At 67.7% G+C, this 19,409-nt stretch carries 17 protein-coding genes and 1 pseudogene; 9 read left to right on the forward strand and 9 right to left on the reverse strand.

What is annotated here, in order from left to right; all coding sequences use genetic code 11:
- The first annotated feature begins 80 nt into the window (after window positions 1–80).
- From DB31_RS30140 to DB31_RS30170, 7 genes and pseudogenes are all read left to right on the forward strand, one after another.
- The gene (locus DB31_RS30140; protein ID WP_044193784.1) at window positions 81–1,229 is read left to right on the forward strand and encodes an ABC transporter substrate-binding protein; all 1,149 of its coding nucleotides are present in this window, start codon (window positions 81–83) and stop codon (window positions 1,227–1,229) included.
- Entirely contained in the window at window positions 1,172–2,254 is a 1,083-nt protein-coding gene (locus tag DB31_RS30145; protein ID WP_240486954.1) for an ABC transporter ATP-binding protein, read from the forward strand. The genes DB31_RS30140 and DB31_RS30145 overlap by 58 nt, the downstream gene beginning before the upstream one ends.
- A 2-nt stretch (window positions 2,255–2,256) precedes the next feature.
- The gene (locus DB31_RS30150; protein WP_044193786.1) at window positions 2,257–3,201 is read left to right on the forward strand and encodes an ABC transporter permease; all 945 of its coding nucleotides are present in this window, start codon (window positions 2,257–2,259) and stop codon (window positions 3,199–3,201) included.
- Complete coding sequence (locus DB31_RS30155; RefSeq protein WP_044193787.1) at window positions 3,191–4,018, forward strand: ABC transporter permease; 828 nt, start codon at window positions 3,191–3,193, stop codon at window positions 4,016–4,018. Before DB31_RS30150 ends, DB31_RS30155 begins: the two co-directional genes overlap by 11 nt.
- Window positions 4,019–4,071: 53 nt before the next feature.
- The gene (locus tag DB31_RS30160; RefSeq protein WP_044193788.1) at window positions 4,072–5,496 is read left to right on the forward strand and encodes a gamma-aminobutyraldehyde dehydrogenase; all 1,425 of its coding nucleotides are present in this window, start codon (window positions 4,072–4,074) and stop codon (window positions 5,494–5,496) included.
- Between the two features lie 13 nt (window positions 5,497–5,509).
- Window positions 5,510–6,787: a 4-aminobutyrate--2-oxoglutarate transaminase gene (gabT, locus tag DB31_RS30165; protein WP_044193789.1), complete on the forward strand. Its 1,278-nt coding sequence runs from the start codon at window positions 5,510–5,512 to the stop codon at window positions 6,785–6,787.
- Window positions 6,788–7,023: 236 nt separating this feature from the next.
- Window positions 7,024–8,549: pseudogene (locus tag DB31_RS30170) on the forward strand (flavin monoamine oxidase family protein).
- Between the two features lie 16 nt (window positions 8,550–8,565).
- On the opposite strand, the gene DB31_RS30175 reads toward DB31_RS30170, so the two are convergent.
- Together DB31_RS30175 and DB31_RS30180 are read right to left on the reverse strand one after the other, a co-directional pair.
- On the reverse strand, window positions 8,566–9,234 hold the full coding sequence (locus tag DB31_RS30175) for a hemerythrin domain-containing protein (protein WP_044193790.1): 669 nt from the start codon (window positions 9,232–9,234) through the stop codon (window positions 8,566–8,568).
- Between the two features lie 143 nt (window positions 9,235–9,377).
- The gene (locus tag DB31_RS30180) at window positions 9,378–9,539 is read right to left on the reverse strand and encodes an ATP-binding protein (RefSeq protein ID WP_338034332.1); all 162 of its coding nucleotides are present in this window, start codon (window positions 9,537–9,539) and stop codon (window positions 9,378–9,380) included.
- A gap of 125 nt (window positions 9,540–9,664) precedes the next feature.
- On the opposite strand from DB31_RS30180, the gene solA reads away from it, so the two are divergent.
- A complete protein-coding gene (solA, locus tag DB31_RS30185; protein WP_044193792.1) occupies window positions 9,665–10,789 on the forward strand; it encodes an N-methyl-L-tryptophan oxidase in 1,125 nt (374 codons plus the stop codon).
- A 21-nt stretch (window positions 10,790–10,810) separates the two neighbouring features.
- On the opposite strand, the gene DB31_RS30190 is transcribed toward solA, so the two are convergent.
- Together DB31_RS30190 and DB31_RS30195 are read right to left on the reverse strand one after the other, a co-directional pair.
- A complete protein-coding gene (locus DB31_RS30190) occupies window positions 10,811–11,341 on the reverse strand; it encodes a macro domain-containing protein (RefSeq protein WP_044193793.1) in 531 nt (176 codons plus the stop codon).
- Window positions 11,342–11,398: 57 nt separating this feature from the next.
- Window positions 11,399–12,490 carry a DUF2891 domain-containing protein gene (locus DB31_RS30195; protein ID WP_157232238.1) on the reverse strand — a complete coding sequence of 364 codons (1,092 nt, stop codon included), beginning with the start codon at window positions 12,488–12,490 and terminating at the stop codon, window positions 11,399–11,401.
- 115 nt (window positions 12,491–12,605) lie between these two features.
- On the opposite strand from DB31_RS30195, the gene DB31_RS30200 reads away from it, so the two are divergent.
- A complete protein-coding gene (locus DB31_RS30200) occupies window positions 12,606–13,160 on the forward strand; it encodes a hypothetical protein (RefSeq protein ID WP_044193795.1) in 555 nt (184 codons plus the stop codon).
- On the opposite strand, the gene DB31_RS30205 is transcribed toward DB31_RS30200, so the two are convergent.
- From DB31_RS30205 to DB31_RS30225, 5 genes are all read right to left on the reverse strand, one after another.
- Window positions 13,150–13,944 carry an MOSC domain-containing protein gene (locus DB31_RS30205; protein ID WP_044193797.1) on the reverse strand — a complete coding sequence of 265 codons (795 nt, stop codon included), beginning with the start codon at window positions 13,942–13,944 and terminating at the stop codon, window positions 13,150–13,152. The genes DB31_RS30200 and DB31_RS30205 overlap by 11 nt on opposite strands.
- Window positions 13,945–13,975: 31 nt before the next feature.
- Window positions 13,976–15,292, reverse strand: a complete 1,317-nt coding sequence (locus tag DB31_RS30210) for a hybrid sensor histidine kinase/response regulator (protein WP_044193799.1) — start codon at window positions 15,290–15,292, stop codon at window positions 13,976–13,978.
- Window positions 15,289–17,160: a two-component system sensor histidine kinase NtrB gene (locus tag DB31_RS45315; protein WP_075306294.1), complete on the reverse strand. Its 1,872-nt coding sequence runs from the start codon at window positions 17,158–17,160 to the stop codon at window positions 15,289–15,291. Before DB31_RS45315 ends, DB31_RS30210 begins: the two co-directional genes overlap by 4 nt.
- A 184-nt stretch (window positions 17,161–17,344) precedes the next feature.
- Window positions 17,345–18,049 (reverse strand): hypothetical protein, encoded by a 705-nt coding sequence (locus tag DB31_RS30220; RefSeq protein ID WP_044193800.1) that lies wholly within the window; start codon window positions 18,047–18,049, stop codon window positions 17,345–17,347.
- Window positions 18,050–18,091: 42 nt separating this feature from the next.
- Window positions 18,092–19,375 carry a hypothetical protein gene (locus DB31_RS30225; RefSeq protein WP_044193802.1) on the reverse strand — a complete coding sequence of 428 codons (1,284 nt, stop codon included), beginning with the start codon at window positions 19,373–19,375 and terminating at the stop codon, window positions 18,092–18,094.
- Between the last annotated feature and the right edge of the window lie 34 nt (window positions 19,376–19,409).

The following is a 19,409-nucleotide window of genomic DNA, read 5'->3' on the forward strand; positions in this document are numbered from 1 at the left end:
ACGGGCTTCACGGGGGAGGCGGCCCGCTCTGGCGCGCATGGCCCTCGTGGACTCGCCCTCAACCTCAAGGAGCGACGCGGATGCTGAACCTCAAGCCGTTGGCCGTCGGTGTGGTGATTGCTGCTGCGAGCCAGTCCCTGGCAGCCCCTCCCAAGCAGCTCGGCAAGCCCGAGGGCAAGCTGAACATCATCGCCTGGCCGGGCTACATCGAGCGCGGTGAGACCGACAAGAAGTACGACTGGGTCACCCAGTTCGAGAAGGACTCCGGCTGCAAGGTCAACGTGAAGACCGCCGCCACCTCCGACGAGATGGTGAGCCTCATGAACCAGGGCGGGTACGATCTCGTCACCGCCTCCGGTGACGCCAGCCTGCGCCTCGTGATGGGCAAGAAGGTGCAGGAGATCAACACGGACCTCATCCCCTCGTGGAAGTCGGTGGACGAGCGCCTGAAGAACGCCGCCTGGCACACGGTGGATGGCAAGCACTACGGTGTGCCCTACCAGTGGGGCCCCAACGTGCTCATGTACAACACCAACATCTTCAAGACGGCCCCCACCTCCTGGTCCGTGATCTTCGAGCCGCAGAACCTGCCGGACGGCAAGCCCAACAAGGGCCGTGTGCAGGCGTATGACGGCCCCATCTACGTGGCCGACGCCGCGCTCTACCTGTCCAAGAAGCAGCCGGAGCTGGGCATCAAGGACCCGTACGAGCTCAACGAGAAGCAGTACGCCGAGGTCCTCAAGCTGCTGCGCCAGCAGAAGCAGCTCGCCCACCGCTACTGGCACGACGCCACCGTGCAGATGAACGACTTCAAGAACGAGGGCGTCGCCGTGTCCAGCTCGTGGGGCTATATGGTCAACGCCCTCAAGGCCGAGAAGCAGCCCATCAGCTCCACCATCCCCTCCGAGGGCTCCACGGGCTGGGCGGACACCACGATGATGCACGCCAGCGCGCAGAACCCCGTGTGCGCCTACAAGTGGATGGAGTGGTCGCTCAACAAGAACCTCCAGTCCGCCCTGGCCGAGTGGTTTGGCTCCAACCCCGTGGTTCCCGATGCCTGTAAGACCCCGGCGCCCGGTGGCTCTGACTTCTGCAAGACGAACGGCTTCGACCGCTTCGAACAGGTCCACTTCTGGAAGACGCCGGTCGCCAAATGCGCTAGCCAGGGGACATGCGTGCCTTACAGCAAGTGGACGCAGGACTTCATCGCCGTGATGGGCGGCCGCTGACCGACGTGACAGCCGCCGTCGAGCTCAAACAGATCAGCCGGCACTACGGCACCGTTCGGGCCGTGGAGAGCGTCTCCCTGTCCATCCAGGACGGGGAGTTCTTCTCCCTGCTCGGGCCCTCGGGCTCGGGGAAGACCACGTGTCTGCGCCTGATCGCCGGCTTCGAGCAACCCTCGTCCGGCAGCCTCCTGCTCCATGGGCAGGAAGCAGCGGGCGTTCCGCCCTACGAGCGGGACGTCAACACCGTGTTCCAGGACTACGCCCTGTTTCCGCACATGAGCGTGCGCGACAACGTGGCCTATGGGCTCATGGTGAAGGGTGTGGACAAGCAGAAGCGCCTCGCCGAGGCCGATGCCGCGCTCGCCATGGTGGCGCTCCAAGGCTTCGGCCAGCGCCGCCCCGCCGAGCTATCCGGCGGCCAGCGCCAGCGCGTGGCCCTGGCGCGCGCCATCATCAACAAGCCCCGGGTGCTGCTGCTGGATGAGCCGCTCGGCGCGTTGGATCTGCGGCTGCGCGAGCAGATGCAGACCGAGCTGAAGTCCCTGCAGCGCCGCCTGGGCATCACCTTCATCTACGTCACCCACGATCAGGGAGAGGCCCTCTCCATGTCGGACCGGGTGGCCGTCTTCAACCAAGGCGGCATCGAGCAGGTGGACACACCCAAGGGGCTCTACACGAAGCCCCGCACCGTGTTCGTCGCCCGCTTCGTCGGCGCTTCGAACGTGGTGGAGGGCTCGCTGGCCCAGAGCCTCACGGGCTCGGAGCGGCCGTTCTCCATCCGCCCGGAGCACATCCGCCTGGCCGCCGGAGCGGGGGAGGGGGACCGCCTGAGCGTGGAGGGCAAGCTCGTGGACGTGCAGTACCACGGGGCCACCAGCCGCTACACCGTGGAGGTGCCCGGCGGCGTGCTGCTCAACGCGAACCTGCCCAATGGCGAGGACGAGGCGGGAGGGCCCGCGATCGGCGAGACCGTGCGGCTGGCCTGGTCCCGCCAAGCCATGGTGCAACTGGAGCCGGGGGCTTGAGCATGACGACCGCGCAGGCCAGCGCTCCCGCTCGGGGTGGGGTGGGGCGGTCGCTCTCGAATCTGCTCTACCGCCGGAGCACCCTGCGCCTGCTCCTGCTGCTCACGCCGCCGCTGCTCTGGTTCGGCGTGGTGTACCTGGGCTCGCTGCTGGCCCTGCTGGCCCAGAGCTTCTACACCTTTGATGATTTCACCATGGAGGTGACGCCGGAGCTGTCCTGGGCGAGCTACAAGGCGCTCCTGGACGATGCCAACGCGGACATCATCCTGCGCACCGTGGGCATGTCCGCCTCGGTGACGGTGGCCTCCGCGGTGCTGGCGTTTCCCATTGCCTACTACGTCGCGCGCTATACCGAGGGGCTTCGCAAGGGCCTCTTCTACGTCGCGATCATGTTGCCCATGTGGGCCAGCTACATCGTCAAGGCCTACGCCTGGACGGTGATCCTCACCAAGGGCGGCATCCTCTATTGGTTGGTGGGCAAGCTCGGGCTCGATGGCGCGCTGGAGTGGGTGCTGGAGCTGCCCTACGTGGGCGGCACCTCGCTCTCCACCTCGAACCTGGGCCGGTTCCTGGTGTTCACCTATGTGTGGCTGCCGTTCATGATCCTGCCCATCCAGGCGGCCATCGAGCGCGTGCCGCCGCAGCTGCTCCAGGCCTCGGCGGATCTGGGCGCCCGGCCCGCGCAGACCTTCCGCACCGTCATCCTGCCGCTGGCCTTCCCGGGCGTGGTGGCGGGTTCCATCTTCACCTTCTCGCTCACCCTGGGCGACTACATCATCCCGCAGCTGGTGGGGCCGCCGGGGCTCTTCATTGGCAGCATGGTCTACACGCAGCAGGGCTCCATCGGGAACCTGCCCATGGCGGCGGCCTTCACGGTGGTGCCCATCGTCATCGTCGGCATCTACCTGTCCATTGCCCGGAGACTGGGGGCCTTCGATGCGCTCTGACTCCGCCGCCGCGAGCGGCCCCCGCGCGCCTTGGTGGCTGAAGCTCCTGGCCTGGGGCGGCCTGGTGTTCCTGCACTTCCCCATCGTGGTGGTGTGCCTCTACGCCTTCAACACCGAGGAGAGCGCGTTCAGCTTCCCGCTCAAGGGCTTCACCCTGGAGTGGTTCCGGGTGGCCGCCGAGCGCCAGGATGTGATCGAGGCCATTGGCCTGTCTCTGAAGGTGGCCCTGGCTGCCACCGCGCTCTCGTTGGTGCTGGGCACCCTGGCCTCGTTGGTGCTTGCCCGGCGCCAGTTCTTCGGCCGTGAGGCGCTCACCCTCATGTTCGCCCTGCCCATCGCCCTGCCGGGCATCATCACCGGCATCGCGCTGCTCTCCGCGTTCAAGATCGCCGAGGTGGAGATGGGCTTCTGGACCATCGCCGCGGGCCACGGCACCTTCTGTCTCGTGGTCGTCTACAACAATGTGGTCGCCCGCCTGCGCCGCATGCCGAACTCGCTCGTGGAGGCGTCCATGGACCTGGGCGCGGATGGGCTCCAGACGTTCCGCCACGTGCTCCTGCCGCAGATGGCCACCGCGCTGCTGGCGGGCGGCATCCTCGCCTTCGCGCTCAGCTTCGACGAGATCATCGTCACCACCTTCACGGCGGGCCACGAGCGGACGCTGCCCATCTGGATGCTCAACCAGCTCGGGCGCCCGAGAGATGTTCCCGTGACGAACGTGGTGGCCATGCTCGTCATGTTCATCACCGCCATTCCCCTCTTGCTGGCCTGGCGCCTCACCCGAGGCACCGAGCAGGTGGCCGGCAGCAGCAAGTGACTCGAACCGAGGTGGCCCGCCCGGCCCCTCCCGCAGGACAAGGAGACGACCCCATGGATGGCAAGCAGTTCATCGACGGGCAGTTCGTGGTGGGTGAGGGCGCTGTGGAGGACATCCTCGATCCCGCCACGGGCGAGGTGCTGGCCAAGGTCCCCGAGGCCTCTCCCGCTCAGATTCAGGCCGCGGTGAAGGCCGCCGAGAAGGCCTTTCCGGGCTGGGCTCGCACTCCGCCCAAGGACCGCGCCACCGCGCTGCTCAAGCTGGCCGATGCCATCGAGGCCAAAGGCGCCGAGCTGGCCCGCCTGGAGTCGCGCAACTGCGGCAAGCCCTACGCCCTGGCCCTCAATGACGAGATCCCCGCCATCGCGGACGTGTTCCGCTTCTTCGCGGGCGCGGCGCGCTGTCTGCCAGGCATGGCCACCGGTGAGTACGCCGCTGGCTACACCAGCATGATCCGCCGGGATCCGCTGGGCGTGGTGGCCTCGATCGCGCCGTGGAACTACCCGCTGATGATGGCGGCGTGGAAGTTGGCTCCTGCGGTGGCTGCGGGCAACACGGTGGTGCTCAAGCCCTCCGAGCAGACGCCGCTCACCACCCTCAAGCTGGCCGAGCTCATCGCCGGTCTCTTCCCGCCCGGGGTCATCAACATCGTCACCGGCCGGGGCGAGAGCGTAGGCGCGCCGCTCATCAGCCAGCCGCAGGTGCGGATGGTCTCGCTCACGGGCGATGTGGGCACGGGCTCCAAGGTGCTCCAGGCCGCCTCGCAGAGCGTCAAGCGCACCCACCTGGAGCTGGGCGGCAAGGCCCCTGTCATCGTCTTCGACGACGCGGACCTCCAGAGCGTGGTCGCCGGTATCCGCACCTTCGGCTTCTACAACGCGGGCCAGGACTGCACGGCCGCCTGCCGCATCTACGCGGGCCCCAAGGTCTACGACCGGCTCGTGGCGGACCTGAGCAGCGCGGTGTCCTCCATCAAGGTGGGGACTCAGCAGGAGGATGGCGTGGAGATGGGGCCGCTCATCTCCGACAAGCAGCTCCAGCGCGTGGCTGGCTTCGTGGAGCGGGCCTCGCAGCAAAAGCACATCGAGATCACCGCGGGCGGCAAGAAGGGCAGCGGCAAGGGTTTCTTCTTCACCCCCACCGTGGTGGCAGGCGCGAAGCAGGACGACGAGATCGTCCGCCGCGAGGTGTTCGGCCCTGTCGTCTCCGTGACGCGCTTCGAGGACCCCGAGCTGGCCATTGCCTGGGCCAATGACTCGGACTACGGCCTGGCCAGCTCCGTGTGGACTCAGGACATCAGCAAGGCCATGAAGGTGGCGGCTGCCCTGGAGTACGGGTGCACGTGGATCAATTCACACTTCATGCTGGTGAGCGAGATGCCCCATGGCGGCCTGAAGCGCTCGGGCTACGGTAAGGACCTGTCGATGTACGCGCTCGAGGACTACACCGCCGTGCGCCACGTGATGGTGAAGTACTGAGCTGGAGGCCCCGATGAAGACCGACGCCAACAACGCCAACCTGCTGCGCCGCAAGGATGCCGCCACCCCTCGCGGCGTAGGGGTGATGGCTCCCTTCTTCGTGGCGCGCGCGGAGAACAGCGAGCTGTGGGACGTGGAGGGCCGCCGCTACATCGACTTCGCGGGCGGCATCGCCGTGCTCAACACCGGCCACCGCCACCCCAAGGTGGTCGCTGCCATGAAGGCCCAGCTGGATGCCTTCACGCACAGCGCCTACCAGGTGGTGCCCTACGAGGGCTACATCGCCCTGGCCGAGCGCCTCAACCAGCTCACCCCCGGCAAGTTCCCCAAGAAGACCACCTTCTTCTCCACGGGCGCCGAGGCCGTCGAGAACGCGGTGAAGATCGCCCGCGCCGCCACGGGCCGCAGCGGCATCATCGCCTTCACCGGCGCCTTCCATGGGCGCACGATGATGGGCATGGCGCTCACCGGAAAGGTGGTGCCGTACAAGGTGGGCTTCGGGCCGTTCCCGGCCGAGGTCTACCACGTGCCCTTCCCGACGATGCTGCACGGCGTCACCGTGGAGGACTCGCTCCGCGCCATTCAGCAGCTCTTCAAGGCGGACGTGGATCCGAAGCGCGTCGCCGCCATCATCCTCGAGCCTGTGCAGGGCGAGGGCGGCTTCTACGTGGCGCCTCCCGAGCTCATGCGCGGGCTGCGGCGCGTCTGTGACGAGCACGGCATCCTCTTGATCGCCGATGAGATCCAGACGGGCTTCGCGCGCACGGGGAAGTGGTTCGCCATGGATCACCACGACGTGGCGCCGGATCTGATGACCACGGCGAAGTCGCTCGCGGGTGGCGTCCCGCTCTCCGCCGTCACGGGTCGCGCCGAGGTGATGGATGCGCCCGCTCCCGGCGGACTCGGAGGCACCTACGCGGGCAATCCGCTGGCCATCGCTGCGGCCCACGCGGTGCTGGATGTCATCGAAGAGGAAGGCCTGGTGAAGCGGGCCCAGCAGCTCGGTGAGCAGATGCGCGGACGGCTGGAGGCGCTGCGCTCCCGCGTGCCTCGCATCGCCGAGGTGCGCGGACTGGGCGCCATGCTCGCCGTGGAGCTCTGCCAGCCCGGCGGCCACACACCTGATCCGGACTTCACCAAGGCCGTGCAGACCCGGGCCCTGGAGCGCGGGCTGGTGCTGCTCACCTGCGGCGTCTACGCCAACGTGCTGCGCTTCCTCTTCCCCCTGACCATCCCCGAGCCTCTGTTCAACGAAGGGCTCTCCCTCCTGGAGGAAGCACTCACGGTGTGAGGCAGTCCATACGGGCGGGGTGCGGCATTGTTCCCCACAGGCCAAGCGCATTCTTCTGGGATTGCTGGAATTCTTAATTTCTAGCAATGTGCGGAAATTCCAGGTTTCCGCTGCCTCTGACCCCCAGGAAGAAGAACATGGCCCGCACCCCGCTGTTCGAGCTGTTCCGGCAGACCACCCGCATTGCCCTGGCATCAGAGCGGGAGGGGGTACCCAGCCGGGAGGCTGCGGAGGCCATGCGCGTCTCCCGGCGCGCCCTGCTCAAGGGCGCCACGGTGCTGGGCGCTGGGCTCGTGGCGGGCGCTGGCAAGCAGGCGTCTGCAGAGCTCTCCCTGGGCGGAGGCCGGACGGGCGAACTGCGCGTGGGAATTGTCGGCGCGGGCATCGCGGGTCTGGCGTGTGCCTATGACCTGAAGCGCGCGGGCATCCTCGCCACGCTCCACGAGACGAACGACCGGCCCGGTGGCCGCATCTTCTCGATGGGCGGCGCGTTCCCGGGCCCGGTGAACTTCCCGGGGCAAGTGGTAGAGCGCGGTGGCGAGTTCATCGACACCGGCCACAAGACGATGCTCGGCTACGCGCAGGAGTTTGGCCTCGCCAAGGAGGACGTCACCAAAGCGCCGGGCGAGGTCTTCTACTACTTCGGCGGTCGGCTGCATGGTGAGGTGACCGTCGTCGACGAGTACCGGGCCTTCGTGTCGGCGATACGTCCGGATCTCCGAGCGCTCTCGAGCGCTCCAACGGCGGACACGTACACCTCGGTGGATCGCCAGTTCGATCTCATGGACCTGCGCACCTACCTGGAGACGCGGGGCGCGGGACCCGTGGCGAAGGCTGCCATCATCGCTGCGTACGAGGCCGAGTACGGGCTGGCAGCGCACGAGCTGAGCTGCCTCAACTTCCTCTTCTTCATCCGCGCGAACCGGCGCTCGCGCTTCGAGCCCTTTGGCGTGAGCGACGAGCGGTACCACCTGGTGGGCGGCAACCAACAGATCCCCCAGGGACTCGCGGCGCGGCTGCCCGGGCAGATCCGCTACGGCGAGCGGCTTGAGTCCGCGCGCAAGACGGCGGCCGGGGCCGTGGAGCTCTCGTTCCGGCGCGGCTCCACCTCCATCGCCGCCACCTATGACGCGGTGGTGTTCGCCATCCCCTTCACCGTGCTGCGCACCGTGGCGCTGGATGTGTCGCTGGCGCTGCCGGCGTGGAAGACACTGGCCATCAATCAGATGGGCTACGGCACGAACGCGAAGATGATGGTGGGCTTCAACGGCCCGTTCTGGGCGGAGGCAGGGGCAACGGCGCCTCGTACTCGGACCTGCCGAACCACCAAGCCACGTGGGAGACGAACCCCTCGCACGCCACCGCCCAGAGCGCCGTGCTCACGGACTACTCGAGCGCCGCGCGCGGGGCCAACCTGGATCCGCGCAACGTGCCGCGCGAGGTGGATCGCTTCGTGGCAGACCTGGGCCGGCTCTACCCGGGCGCGGCGCAGCGGCTCACGCGGGACGCGAGCGGCAAGGCCCTGGCGCACCTGGAGCACTGGCCGTCCAACCCGAACACGCGGGGCAGCTACACGGCCTACCGGCCTGGGCAGTTCACCTCGATCTGCGGCAACGAGGGCAAGCCCGTGGGCAACCTCTTCTTCGCCGGCGAGCACGCCAACTCGTTCTATGGGTGGCAGGGCTTCATGGAGGGCGGCGCCCTGTCCGGGAAGGACGCGGCCGCCGCCATCCTCGCCAAGGTGAAGGTGGGGGAGCTGTAGTTCCCCCGTGCTCACCTCAGTGGAGCATCCCGCTCTCAGCGCCCTCGCCCACCTGGGGCCGGGCGGCGCCCCGCGCGGCCTTCTTGCGGCGGCGCTTGTTGGCGGAGGCCTCGGTGCCGGGGATGAGCCCCTCCACCGTGCGCCGCGCCGCCTGGAGCGCGTCCTTGCCCATGTCGAGCACCGACGAGACGGCCCCCGCGGCCAGGTTGCCCGGCGGGCTGTCCGGAGCGCGTGGGTGCGGCCGGGTCGGCGCGGCCTTCTTCGCCAGCGCCAGCATCTGTGCCATCTCCCGGAGCTCGCTCGGCTCGAAGACCTTGCGCAGCTCGGGGAAGAGCACCTGCTCCTCCACCGCGATGTGGGTGCGGACGTTCTCGATCAGCACCGTCACCTTGGCGTCGAAGCGCTCGGCCTCGGGCGGCAGGTGCTCCAGCTCTTTCAGCAGCCACTTCACCACGTGGTGCTCCTCGAGCGCCTCGAGCACCGTGTCCTCGAGGTCCGCCGCCTTGCTCCGCACCGCGGGGTAGAAGACCTGCTCTTCAATGACCGCGTGGATCGCCAGCTCGCGCACGATCTGATCCACCAGCTTGCGCTTGAGCTTCCTCGCGTTGCGGCCTGCCTGCTCGAACCTACGGAACAGCGCCTCCACCGTCTTGTGATCCGCCTTCAGGAGCGCAATGGCATCCATGGAACGGCTCTCCTCTCATCAGGGGCGGCGCTGCATTCCGCGCGGCCCGGATGTCAGGGAGAGTGGTGATTCCTCGCACGGCGTGCAGGGATGAAGGAGCGCCTCTTGCAAGGCAGGCCGGGCAGCAGGCAGGAAGGCAGGCCTCACCGCACCCGAGGCAGCTCGACGGAGAACGTGGCGCCTTGGCTCGGTTGGCTCTCCACGCGGATGGTGCCGCCCAGCGCACTGATGAGCTGCTGGGAGATGGAGAGGCCCAGACCGCGAACCCCCAATCTCAGGCCTTGCAGCGTGTCGTCGCGAGACACCGTTCCCGCGCTCCGGTGGAAAGTGGCCCCCAACATGGGCAGCGGATTGCCCACTGGCAAGCGGTCTATGGTGCTTTCAGCGCACGAAGTGTTGAGCCGGTCAACCGGCGGAGCCGAGGTGGCACATGGCACGCATCGCAGTGCTGGGAGCGGGAGGCGTGGGGAGCGCGGCGGCGAGATTCCTGGCCCGAGAGGGGCACGACGTCACCGTGGTCGAGCAGTTCGAGCCCGACCATGACCGGGGCAGCTCGTACGGCACCTCGCGCATCATCCGGAAGACCTACACGGACGGCTTCTATACGGCGCTGATGGGGCAGGCCTACCCGCTCTGGGATGAGCTGGAGCGCGAGGCGGGCGAGTCCCTCTTCACGCGCTGCGGTGGGCTGTTCTTCGGACCCACGGCGCACCCGGAGCTGGCCGCGATCCGGCGTGCGCTGAAGGAGAACGGCGTGCCCTTCGAGGATCTGGATCCGGCGGCCTGCGCCCGGCGGTTCCCGAGGCTCCGGTTGCTCGAGGGAGAGTCCGGCGTCTTCGAGCGGGAGGCGGGCTTTCTCCGGGCCTCTGCGTGCGTGCGCGCCAACCTGCGTCTGGCGGCTGAGAGGGGCGCCCGGTTGCTCGTGAAGACCACCGTCGAGGGGCTGGAGCCTCGTCCCAGCGGAGTCCGGCTTGCGCTGGCGGGCGGTGAGCCGCTGGAGGTGGATCGGGTGATCGTCGCTGCGGGTCCGTGGACAGCGCGGCTGCTGGAGCAGTTCGTCCCGCTGCCCTTCACGGTGACGCGGCAGACCTACTGCCACTTCGAGCCGGAGGTGCCGGGGGCGGAGTTCGGCGTGGAGCGCTTCCCGGTGTGGATCGACTTTGCGACGGACTTCTACGGCTTTCCGCACGATGGCCAGGCGGCCGGGGTGAAGGTGGCGTGGCACCAGACGGGCACGCCCACGGATCCAGATCGGGTGGACCGCGAGCTCCACGAGGCGGACCGCGAGCCGCTGCGCCGCTACCGCGCTCAGCACCTGCCCGGGCTCTCGCCGCATGTGGCCTTCGAGAAGGTCTGCCTCTACACGATGACGCCGGACAAGGACTTCGTGGTGGATCACCTGCCCGGCGAGCCCCGCGTCACGCTGGTGGGCGGGCTGAGCGGCCACGGGTTCAAGTTCACCGTGCTGCTCGGGCGCATCGCGGCCTGGATGGCGGCGGAGCGGCCCGTTCCCTGGGACTTGTCCCGGTTCTCGCTGGCCCGCTTCAAGCGGTAGCGGCGCGGCGAGGGACTTCCGTCAGTTCATGCCGGGGCGCAGGCGCTTCGCCCAGCCTCGGGGCGAGAGGGGCTCCAGCGCCTGCAGGTCCGGGTAGTAGGTGCTGTAGACGATGATGGGAACGTCCAGCATCCCCAACTGGGCGTAGATGAGGGACATCACCTCTTTCCAGTCCAGGCCTCCCGTGCCCGTGGCCAGGCGGGGCAGGGCCACGCTGGTGAGGTGCTGGTCCCGGACGATGCGGCACAGCTCGCGCAACGCGTGGTTGACGTTCTCCAACCGTGCCGGGCCCGCCTTGCCCTTCTCTCCCGGCACCGCCTCCTGTGTGATCAGCGTGATGACGCGCTGCCCCGTGCCAGGGTCCCACGCCCAGGCCTGACCCGGGCTGGGGTGGTGCGCGTGCGAGTAGGTCAGGAAGTCCCGCAGCAGGGCGGGCCAGCGCTTGCGCAGCGACAGCGCCAGCCCGTGATCAAAAAGATCCCCTGGCGCGATGCCATGCGCGACGGCCTGCGTTCTGGACAGGAGGATGTCTCCCGTTACCTCGTAGATCATGAGCCCCTCTCGGGGTGAGACACCCGGCGTGGGAGAACCGCTCCCATATCCGCACGATCAGGGTTTGTGTGGCAAACCCCGGCCCGTAGTGAGGTAGACGGCAAAGCTACCCAGCCAGTGTCCCCCTTCATAGTGGGCTCCGGTAACAGCGCGGAGCCCAGCCTCCCGGTGGGTCTTGGCTGTCGTGCGCAGTGCCCCCAAGCGCTTGTCGGAGGAGGGCAGGGCCGAGGCGATTCCCTCCAGCATCCACGCCCGGCTCAGGTTCAGCCCGTCCAGGTGCGCCAGCTTCGGATCACCCGGATCCGACACGACGGCCGGCTCCAGCCACGCAGCCGAGCCATTCGAGGGCAGCTCCGGCAGGAAGTCTCGCAGCCACGCGGCGAAGCGCGCGGGCGGTAAGACGCGCCGCATCAAATCCGCCTCGGCCAGGCACGGCGAGAGGAAGTCATGCCCGGAGGGCTCGTACGACAGCGGGCCCCGGCGGTCCTTGCCGTAGAAGGCCTGAGAGCGCTCCGTGAGGAGCTGCTCCATGGCGCTGTCCTTCGTCTGCCGCGCCCAGTCAAGGATGAGGCCGAAGGCGAAGGCCGTCTGATCATGCTCGCCGACTCGGATGGGGCGTGTGAGCTTGGGGACCCAGTCCCGGATCCGCTGCGCCGAGGCCTGCTCGAGCGGCTGCAGCGTGGCGGCCCATTCCTTGGCCTGGGGATCGTCCCACTCGCGCAGCTCCGCCGAGAGCTGGAGCAGCCAGGCCAGCCCGTAGGGTCGCTCGAAGGAGACGCGTCCAGGGCCGTTCAGGTAGGCCACCTCGGCGGTGATGTTGGCGGGGGTGAGGCTCCGGGCCAGCGCCGCCCGGGCGCGCGGGGTGAAGGGCGCGTCGGGGAAGGTCCGCGCCAACCGGGCCAGCAGCCAATGGCCGTGAACGGCCGAGTGCCAGTCGTAGCAGCCGTAGAAGGCTGGGGTGAGCTCGCGAGGAGGACGGGCATCCTTGTCGCCGCTCAGCACGTGGGCGATCTTGTTGGGGTACTCCTGGTGGACGCAGGCCAGCGCCAGGTCAGCGAAGCGCGTCGCGGCCTCGGCGTTGAAGTCCGGGGGAGGCGGGGTGCTGGAGGTGATCATCGCGGTCAGGCCCAACAGCAGCGGCAGGTGCATGGGGCCAGCGTACTGGCTTCGCGACCCCGTGGGGCATGTACATTTCCAAGTGCGGAGAAGCAGAATGGGGCCACCGGGCGCCCTCTGGCTCGGTGCGGGCCGTGGAGATTCCTCAATGGAAGTCAAAGGCGTCGCCTTCCTGGCGCGGCAGATGATGGTGATTCAGGACCGGGGACAGGCGGCGTGGAAGCAGTTCATCCAGGAGTTCGCTCAGCGCGAGCCCCTCTTTGCCCAGACAGTGATGCCGGTGTCGCGCCTGCCGGTGGAGGCCTTCCTGCGCTTCAATGAGGCCTTGATTGATCGCCTCTATGGCGGCGAGACGCAGGTGTTCTGGGAGTTTGGCGCCCGTTCCGCGGAGTACGCGCTGGGGCAGGGGCAGCTCAAGACGCTCTTCGCCGCGGGAGACTTCCGGCGCTTCCTCCTCTTCACGCCCGGCATCTGGAAGGGATACTTCACCGAGGGCGAGCTGAAGGTGAAGGCCGAGGCCAACGCCTCGGAGCTGCACCTGGTGGGCGTGCCTCGTCCCCACATCTACTTCGAGCTGTCCGTCATGGGCTTCGCCGCGGGCGGGCTGAAGATGCTGGGCGCCAAGAACCTCGGGCACGAGGTCCTCAAGGGCTTCTCCAAGGGCAACGCCGAGGTGCTCTACCGCTTCTACGTCACCACGTGATGGGATCGCCCACCCGGATCATCCCCGGGCGGCGCACCAGGACGTTCTGGCCGAACATCACCTTGCCGTTCATGCGGCGGAACTCCGTGAGCGTGCGCAGCGGCTCTCCGTTCTTGGCTTTCTCGCCCGTCTGCGGATCCACCGTGGTGAAGACGCAGCGGGCGCAGGGCTTGACCACCTCCAGCTCGACACTGCCCACGCGCAGGCGCTTCCAGCCATCCTCGGCGAAGGGCTCGCAGTCCTCCACCACGAGGTTGGGGCGGAAGTGCTCCACCGTGACGGGCTGGGGCAGGCGCGCGTTCAGGGCCTCCAGCGAGGCACGAGACAGCAGCAGCAGCGGGAATCCATCCGGGAAGCCCACCCGATCCTCGGGGCCGGCGTACTTCGGATCCACCGGGCGTTCCATCCGTGCGTCCACGTAGACCAGGGCCACGGGCTCGCCAAGGTACTGGCTGAACCAGCGGTCCGCGGCCTCGCCCACCCGGGCCGCCGAGCAGCGATCGCTCCAGATGGTCACCTCCTGCCGGGGCGCGTCCGCGGGAGGTGCCTGCACTCGCAGCTCGGGCACTCCCGGAGCGGCCAGCTGCAGCCCGCCCTCGGTGGGGACGGCGCTCACGCGCACCAGCGAGGGAGACTCACGCCCGGTGATGAAGGAGCCGTCGGGGCGGATCAGCATCCAGCGGCGATCGTGCTCCAACCCCATGGGCTCCACCCGGGCCTGCGTCAGCGGCAGGGCGCGGGTGGACTTGATGGGGTGGATGAAGATCTGGGACAGGACGGGCATGGCGCTCGGTGGGGGTGAGGAGGTGCGTCCCTCAAGGGGCCTTCGGCAGCCGGACGCGGAAGGTGGTGCCCTTGCCCGGCGTGCTGTCCACGGAGATGTCTCCGCCGAACCCGGTGATGACGCTGTGGCAGATGGAGAGCCCCAGCCCCGAGCCGCCCGGCTTCGTCGTGTAGAAGGGCTCGAAGATGTGCTCCAGGTGCTCGGCCTCGATGCCGCTGCCGTTGTCCTGGATCTCGATGAGCACGTCCGAGCCCTTCTCGCTCAGGCTCACCCGCACCCTGGGCTCGGGGTGGCTCTGCGGCAGGGCCTGGGCGGCGTTGACGATCAGGTTCAGGAAGACGTACGCCAGCCCCTCCTCGCTGGCCAGCACCTGCGGCACGTCCTGCAGCTCCAGCATCCGCTGGATGCGCGAGCCCAGGGCGGGGACGGCCTTGTCCAGCGCCTCGTTCAGCGACTTGCGCGGGTTCACCGGTACGCCCGGCTGCGGGCCCACACGGGCGAACAGCTTGACGTCCTGGACGATGCGCTTGAGCCGATCCGTTCCTTCGATGGCGTCCTTGCAGGCATCCAGGAGATCCGCGGGCTCCTCCAGCGGAGCGCCCTGGGGGCGCTTCTCCAGTGCCAAGCGCAGGTGGTTGAGGTTGGTGCTCACGAAGCCCAGCGGGCTGCTGATCTCGTTGGCCATGCCCGAGGCGAGCCGCCCCAGGGCCTCGCGCCGCTGGGACAGCGCCAGCTTGGCCTCCAGCTTCGCGCGATCCTCCAGCTCCTGGCGCAGCCGGGCGTGGGTGGCCTCCAGCTCCTTCGTGCGGGCCGCCACCGCCTGGGCCAGCTCCTCCTCGCGGCGTCGGCTCTGGCGGGACAAATCCCACTTCTGCGCCAGCGCGTGCGCCATCTGGCGCACCTCGATGTTGTCGAAGGGCTTGCGGAGGATGAGCAGGCGCTGGTTGATGCCCAGCTTCTGCGCCACCTCCTCCCACGAGTAGTCCGCATAGGCGGAGCACAGCACCACCTGAAGATCCTCGTCCGCCTTCCAGAGCCGCGAGGTGGTCTCCACGCCGTCGATGCCGGGCGGCATGCGGATGTCCACGAAGGCCAGGGCGTAGGGCCGCCCATCCCTGGCGGCCTCCTGGACGAACTGCACGCCCTCCTCACCCTGGGAGGCCGAGTCCACCTCGAAGGCGTAGGCGCCGCCGGAGCGGGACTGGGGCGAGCCGAAGATGGCCGTCTCCAGGGTGTCCAGCGAAGTGGTGCCCTCGGTGGCGGAGAGGATCTTCTTGAAGTCCTGATGGATGGAGGGGTTGTCGTCGATGATGAGGATGCGACGGCGGGGCGACGCGGAGATGCTCATGCGCGGTCGTGCTCGGGGCTAAGAGGAAGATCGATGGTGAAGGTGGCACCCTGGCCCGGGCCGGGGCTGGTGCAGGTGAGGCTTCCCCCCAGCTCGCGGGCCGCGATCGCGCTGGCGTGCAGCCCGAACCCGTGGCCGTCCTTCTTCGTCGTGAAGCCGAGTCCGAAGAGGAGCGGAAGATTCTCGGACGCAATGCCCACGCCGGTGTCGGCCACGTCGATGCGGAGCCGCGCCTGAGGCTGGGAGGAGATGCGCAGGGTGAGCTGCTTGTCCGGGCTCGGGCCCTCGACCAGCGCGTGGCGCGCGTTGCTCAGCAGGTTGACGAGGATCTGCAGCAGCTTGTGCCGATCCACCCGGAGAGGCGGCACGGGGGTGTACTCCCGGCGGACCTGGATGCCCAGCCGATCCAAGGAAGTGGCGTGCAGGCGGAGGGCATCATCCAGCAGCTGGGGCAGCGTCACTTCCTCCACCGCTCCGACGAAGCGGGCATGCTCCTGCTGCATGGCCACGACGGACCGGATGTGGTCCACGTTCTTCGTCAGGGACTGCAGCTCCACCCTCATTGTTGCGTGTTCCTCGGCGATCTGCCGCGAGACGGACTGGAGATACTCTGGCAGCAGGCGCCCCCTCTCGTCACGTGTCAGAAAGTCCCCCAGGTCCGGGGTGTGCTCCTTCATCAGCTCCGTGGCGCGCACCAGGCCCTGAACCCGCGAGCCATGGAGCTTCTCGGCCACGAGCGCGGCGGAGACGTTGACGCTGTTGAGGGTGTTGCCCACATTGTGGAGCACCCCAGTGGCGATCTCCGCCCTGCCGGCCTTGCGGGTGGTCTCCAGCAGGGTGCGGTGCAGCTCGCCGAGCCGGGCCTCGGCCTGCCGCCGCGCGGTGACGTCGCGGCCGAAGACGGTCACCCCCGCGGGCTTCCCATCGTCATCCGTGATGGAGGTGAGGGAAAAGTCCAGCGCGAGCTGCTCCTTGCCGCGCGGGTAGACGATCTCGACGCGCACGGGCTCGCCGCGGAGCGCGCGGCGGAAGTTCTCGGGCCACTCGGGGTGGCGCTCGAGGAAGGGGGGCTGGGCGAGCGGCTGGCCCAGCAGGGGCTCCAGGCCGAAGAGCAGCGAGTACGACTTGCGCATGGCCGCGTTGGCGGTCAGCAGGCGCCCCTCGGCGTCGAGCGAGCAGACGATGTCCTCGGTGCTCTCCACGAGGCTGGACAGCTTGCGCTCGCTCTCATGGAGGCTCTTGAGGGACTGGTGGAGGGCCTGCTGTGCCGAGTCGCGGGCCCGGCTGTGGAGCCAGCTCAGCGTCCACACGCCCATGATGCAGAGGGCAGCGAAGATGTCTCCCAGGAGGGGGAGGTTTCCGGCGCCGGGGAGGGCCAGCCGGCTGACGGGGCCCAGGACCCAGGGCTGGATCGCCACCGCGTACAGCACCATGAGGGTGGCGAAGCCCAGGCCGCCCCGCGCCCCGAGCAGGAAGAAGGCCAGCAGGGTGATGCAGGGGCTGGCCACGTGAGAGGCCCCATACGGGTTGCCGAGGGCGAGGTTGGCGGCGATGTAGCCCACGGCCAGGGTGGAGCACAGGAGCAGGGCGGGGAGCCGGGGGGAGCGCGCGCCGCGCATGAGCAGCAGGGTAGAGGCGTGGAGCACCGCGGTGCAGCGGGAGATGAGCAGCAGGGGCTCGCGCAGCGCGGGGTCGAGCTCCTCCGGGAGCGTCGCGAGGAGGAGCAGGTTCACCAGCAGCAGGACGACCGAGGCGATGGAGGTGGAGCGGAAGCGGCCCAGGTCCTCGGGGGCCAGCTCGTGAGGGTCCCGCGGCAGCAGGAGGGCGTCGAGCCGCTCGAGCCAGGCGGAACGGGAGGAAAGAGGCATGGGGGCTTCGCGTGGATCCGGATACGTGTGCCCCGCGAGCCCGGGAGAGCTGGCTTGCATCAGAGTGGACCTCCCCCCATTGGATACAGGAGAGGCCTAACGCGTTGCTTCGAAGGCAGACAGCCACGCGCCGATCAGTGTGGGTTCTTGAACAGTGCTGTCGGACGCGGAGACAGTATTCGGTTCAGAACCGGCCGATGAGCCCTCCCACGATTCCTCCCGAGAGGGTGGGGGTCAGCATGGGCAGGACGCGGACGTACTCGTCCTCGTCGCTTTGGGGCGTGTCGCCGCGGCCGGGAGCGACGGCGCGTGAGAGCTCCGGAAAGAAGGCATCCGAGAGCGCGTAGAGCAACGTGGCTCCGGCCGTGGGTGCGAGCACCAGGAGCATCAGGTGGTCCTTGGTATCTCTGCGGTCCGAGGTGATCAAGAGGGCTGTTGCCAGGGCGGAGCCCGCAAGCGCCCCCGCCATCACGGCCCCTGTCCGGGCCTCGCCTTTGAGGAGATACCCCATGCCGAGCACGCCGAGCCCGGCCCCCAAAGATGCGCCCACACCGAAGCCTGTGTAGAGGGCGGTGTCGAGACACGATGAGCGGCTCGCGTTTGTTGGGCGGCTTTCACACGCCATCACGCCGATGATGAAGGCGGGGAAGACACCCCCAAGACCCACCAGGCTGCCGGCCAAGATGCCAGCGGGAGGCTGGAGAATGAGCCGGCCGGCAAAGCGGACGGCATACTCCGTGCCCTCCCGGTGCTCGCGGGGAAACACCTCGCCCCGAGGCGCTGGCTGCGCAGTGGACTCTTCAGCGGGAACGAGGGGCGGGGGCTCAGCGCTCTGGGCGAATCCGGCGGTTGCCGCGAGCAGGGAAAGACACAGCACAAAACGAGACATGGCTGATCCTCATCAGCGGAAGGAGCGGGGCCGGGTGAGAGCTCACTTTTTGACGCGAACAAGCAACTTGTCGAACATCTTGTCACTGGCGCTGTTCGAAAAGTCAAACGTCAGGGAGTCCGTTGTACTGGTATTGCTCTCGATCGTCTTGAATCCGCTGGAGAGGCTGCTTCCCTTGGTCGAGATGTTGGTATCGCCGAAGACCGCTGAAACAGCGCTCTTCTTCATGAATGTGCCTACCTTTGAGTTATCGGCCATGCTGTTCAAGATGTGGCAACCCAACAGCTTGCCCTCCGAATCGGTGCCTTTCCCAAAGACAATCTGCGCGGCGTTGCCTATCGAGGGGGATTCAACCGAGAATGAATAGTCTGGGCTGAGAGAAGGAAGGTAGGCCATGGTGATGGAATTGGACGCCTGTGTGCCCTTCTTGCTCAGGAGTGGCCAGGTGAAGGCCTTACTCCCCTTGAGCAGTTCTTTGGCTCCTTCCTGACCGACCTCGGCGAGGATAATGACGTTGATATCGTGTGTGAGCATCAGCTTGAACAGTTGTTGTGAAAAACCCACCGCACCTCGCAGGGAAGTGTCGTGGCTGTTCGGGCTCGTAAAGGGCAGCATGCCTCCGTTTGATCGAATGACGGTCCCGCCCGAGAAGTTATGCGTGGCATCAAGAGAGTGATAGTAGATGTTGAGGTCAGGGAGGCCCTCTATCTGCGCGTTGAGAATCAGCCCATGATGGTCGCTGAAAACGCCGCTGGAGAACCGATTGACGAGGCCGACGAGCGCGATCGTGCCGACCACTTCGTTGTCCTTGCCCAGCAGATCATAGTACTCATCTTCGTCTTGCTCATCTTCGTCTTGCTCATCCTTGTCAGAGGGCTCCGGCTGGACGAACGTTGGCCTGAAGTTGGGCAGCTTCGCTTTGTCGTCAAGGCCTAGATGAAATTGCAGCGTGGTGATCATCTCTCGCAGTTCGTACAGGCAATCCCGCAGCTCGGCGTCCCGGTTCAGAGGAGCCGACAGGGTGCCAAACCCGAAGGGAGGGGATTGCGCGAGCAGTTGATCCGCCAGGTCTGCGTTGAGGACCCTCAACTTCTCTTTGACCACCGAGATGCCGAGCGCAGTCGCCTGGCCCCTCTGGGTGAGGCTGGCGGGGGGGCGAAGCTTTTTCAGCCATTCAGCCCTACTCCCGGGGTCGGGTTTGAATTTGAAGAAGGGGGGGGCTTTGTGTGGGAGCCAGCGGGCCAGTTTGCGTTTGTGCCCGATGAGCCGTTTGCGTTTGGACCCGGGGGGTGTGCGCTTGCGTTTGCCGTCCCTGACGATTCCCATGATGTATCCCCTCCCCAGAGGCAACGGGCATCTG

The organism is Hyalangium minutum, from assembly GCF_000737315.1.
In the GTDB taxonomy this organism is placed as follows: Bacteria; Myxococcota; Myxococcia; order Myxococcales; family Myxococcaceae; genus Hyalangium; species Hyalangium minutum.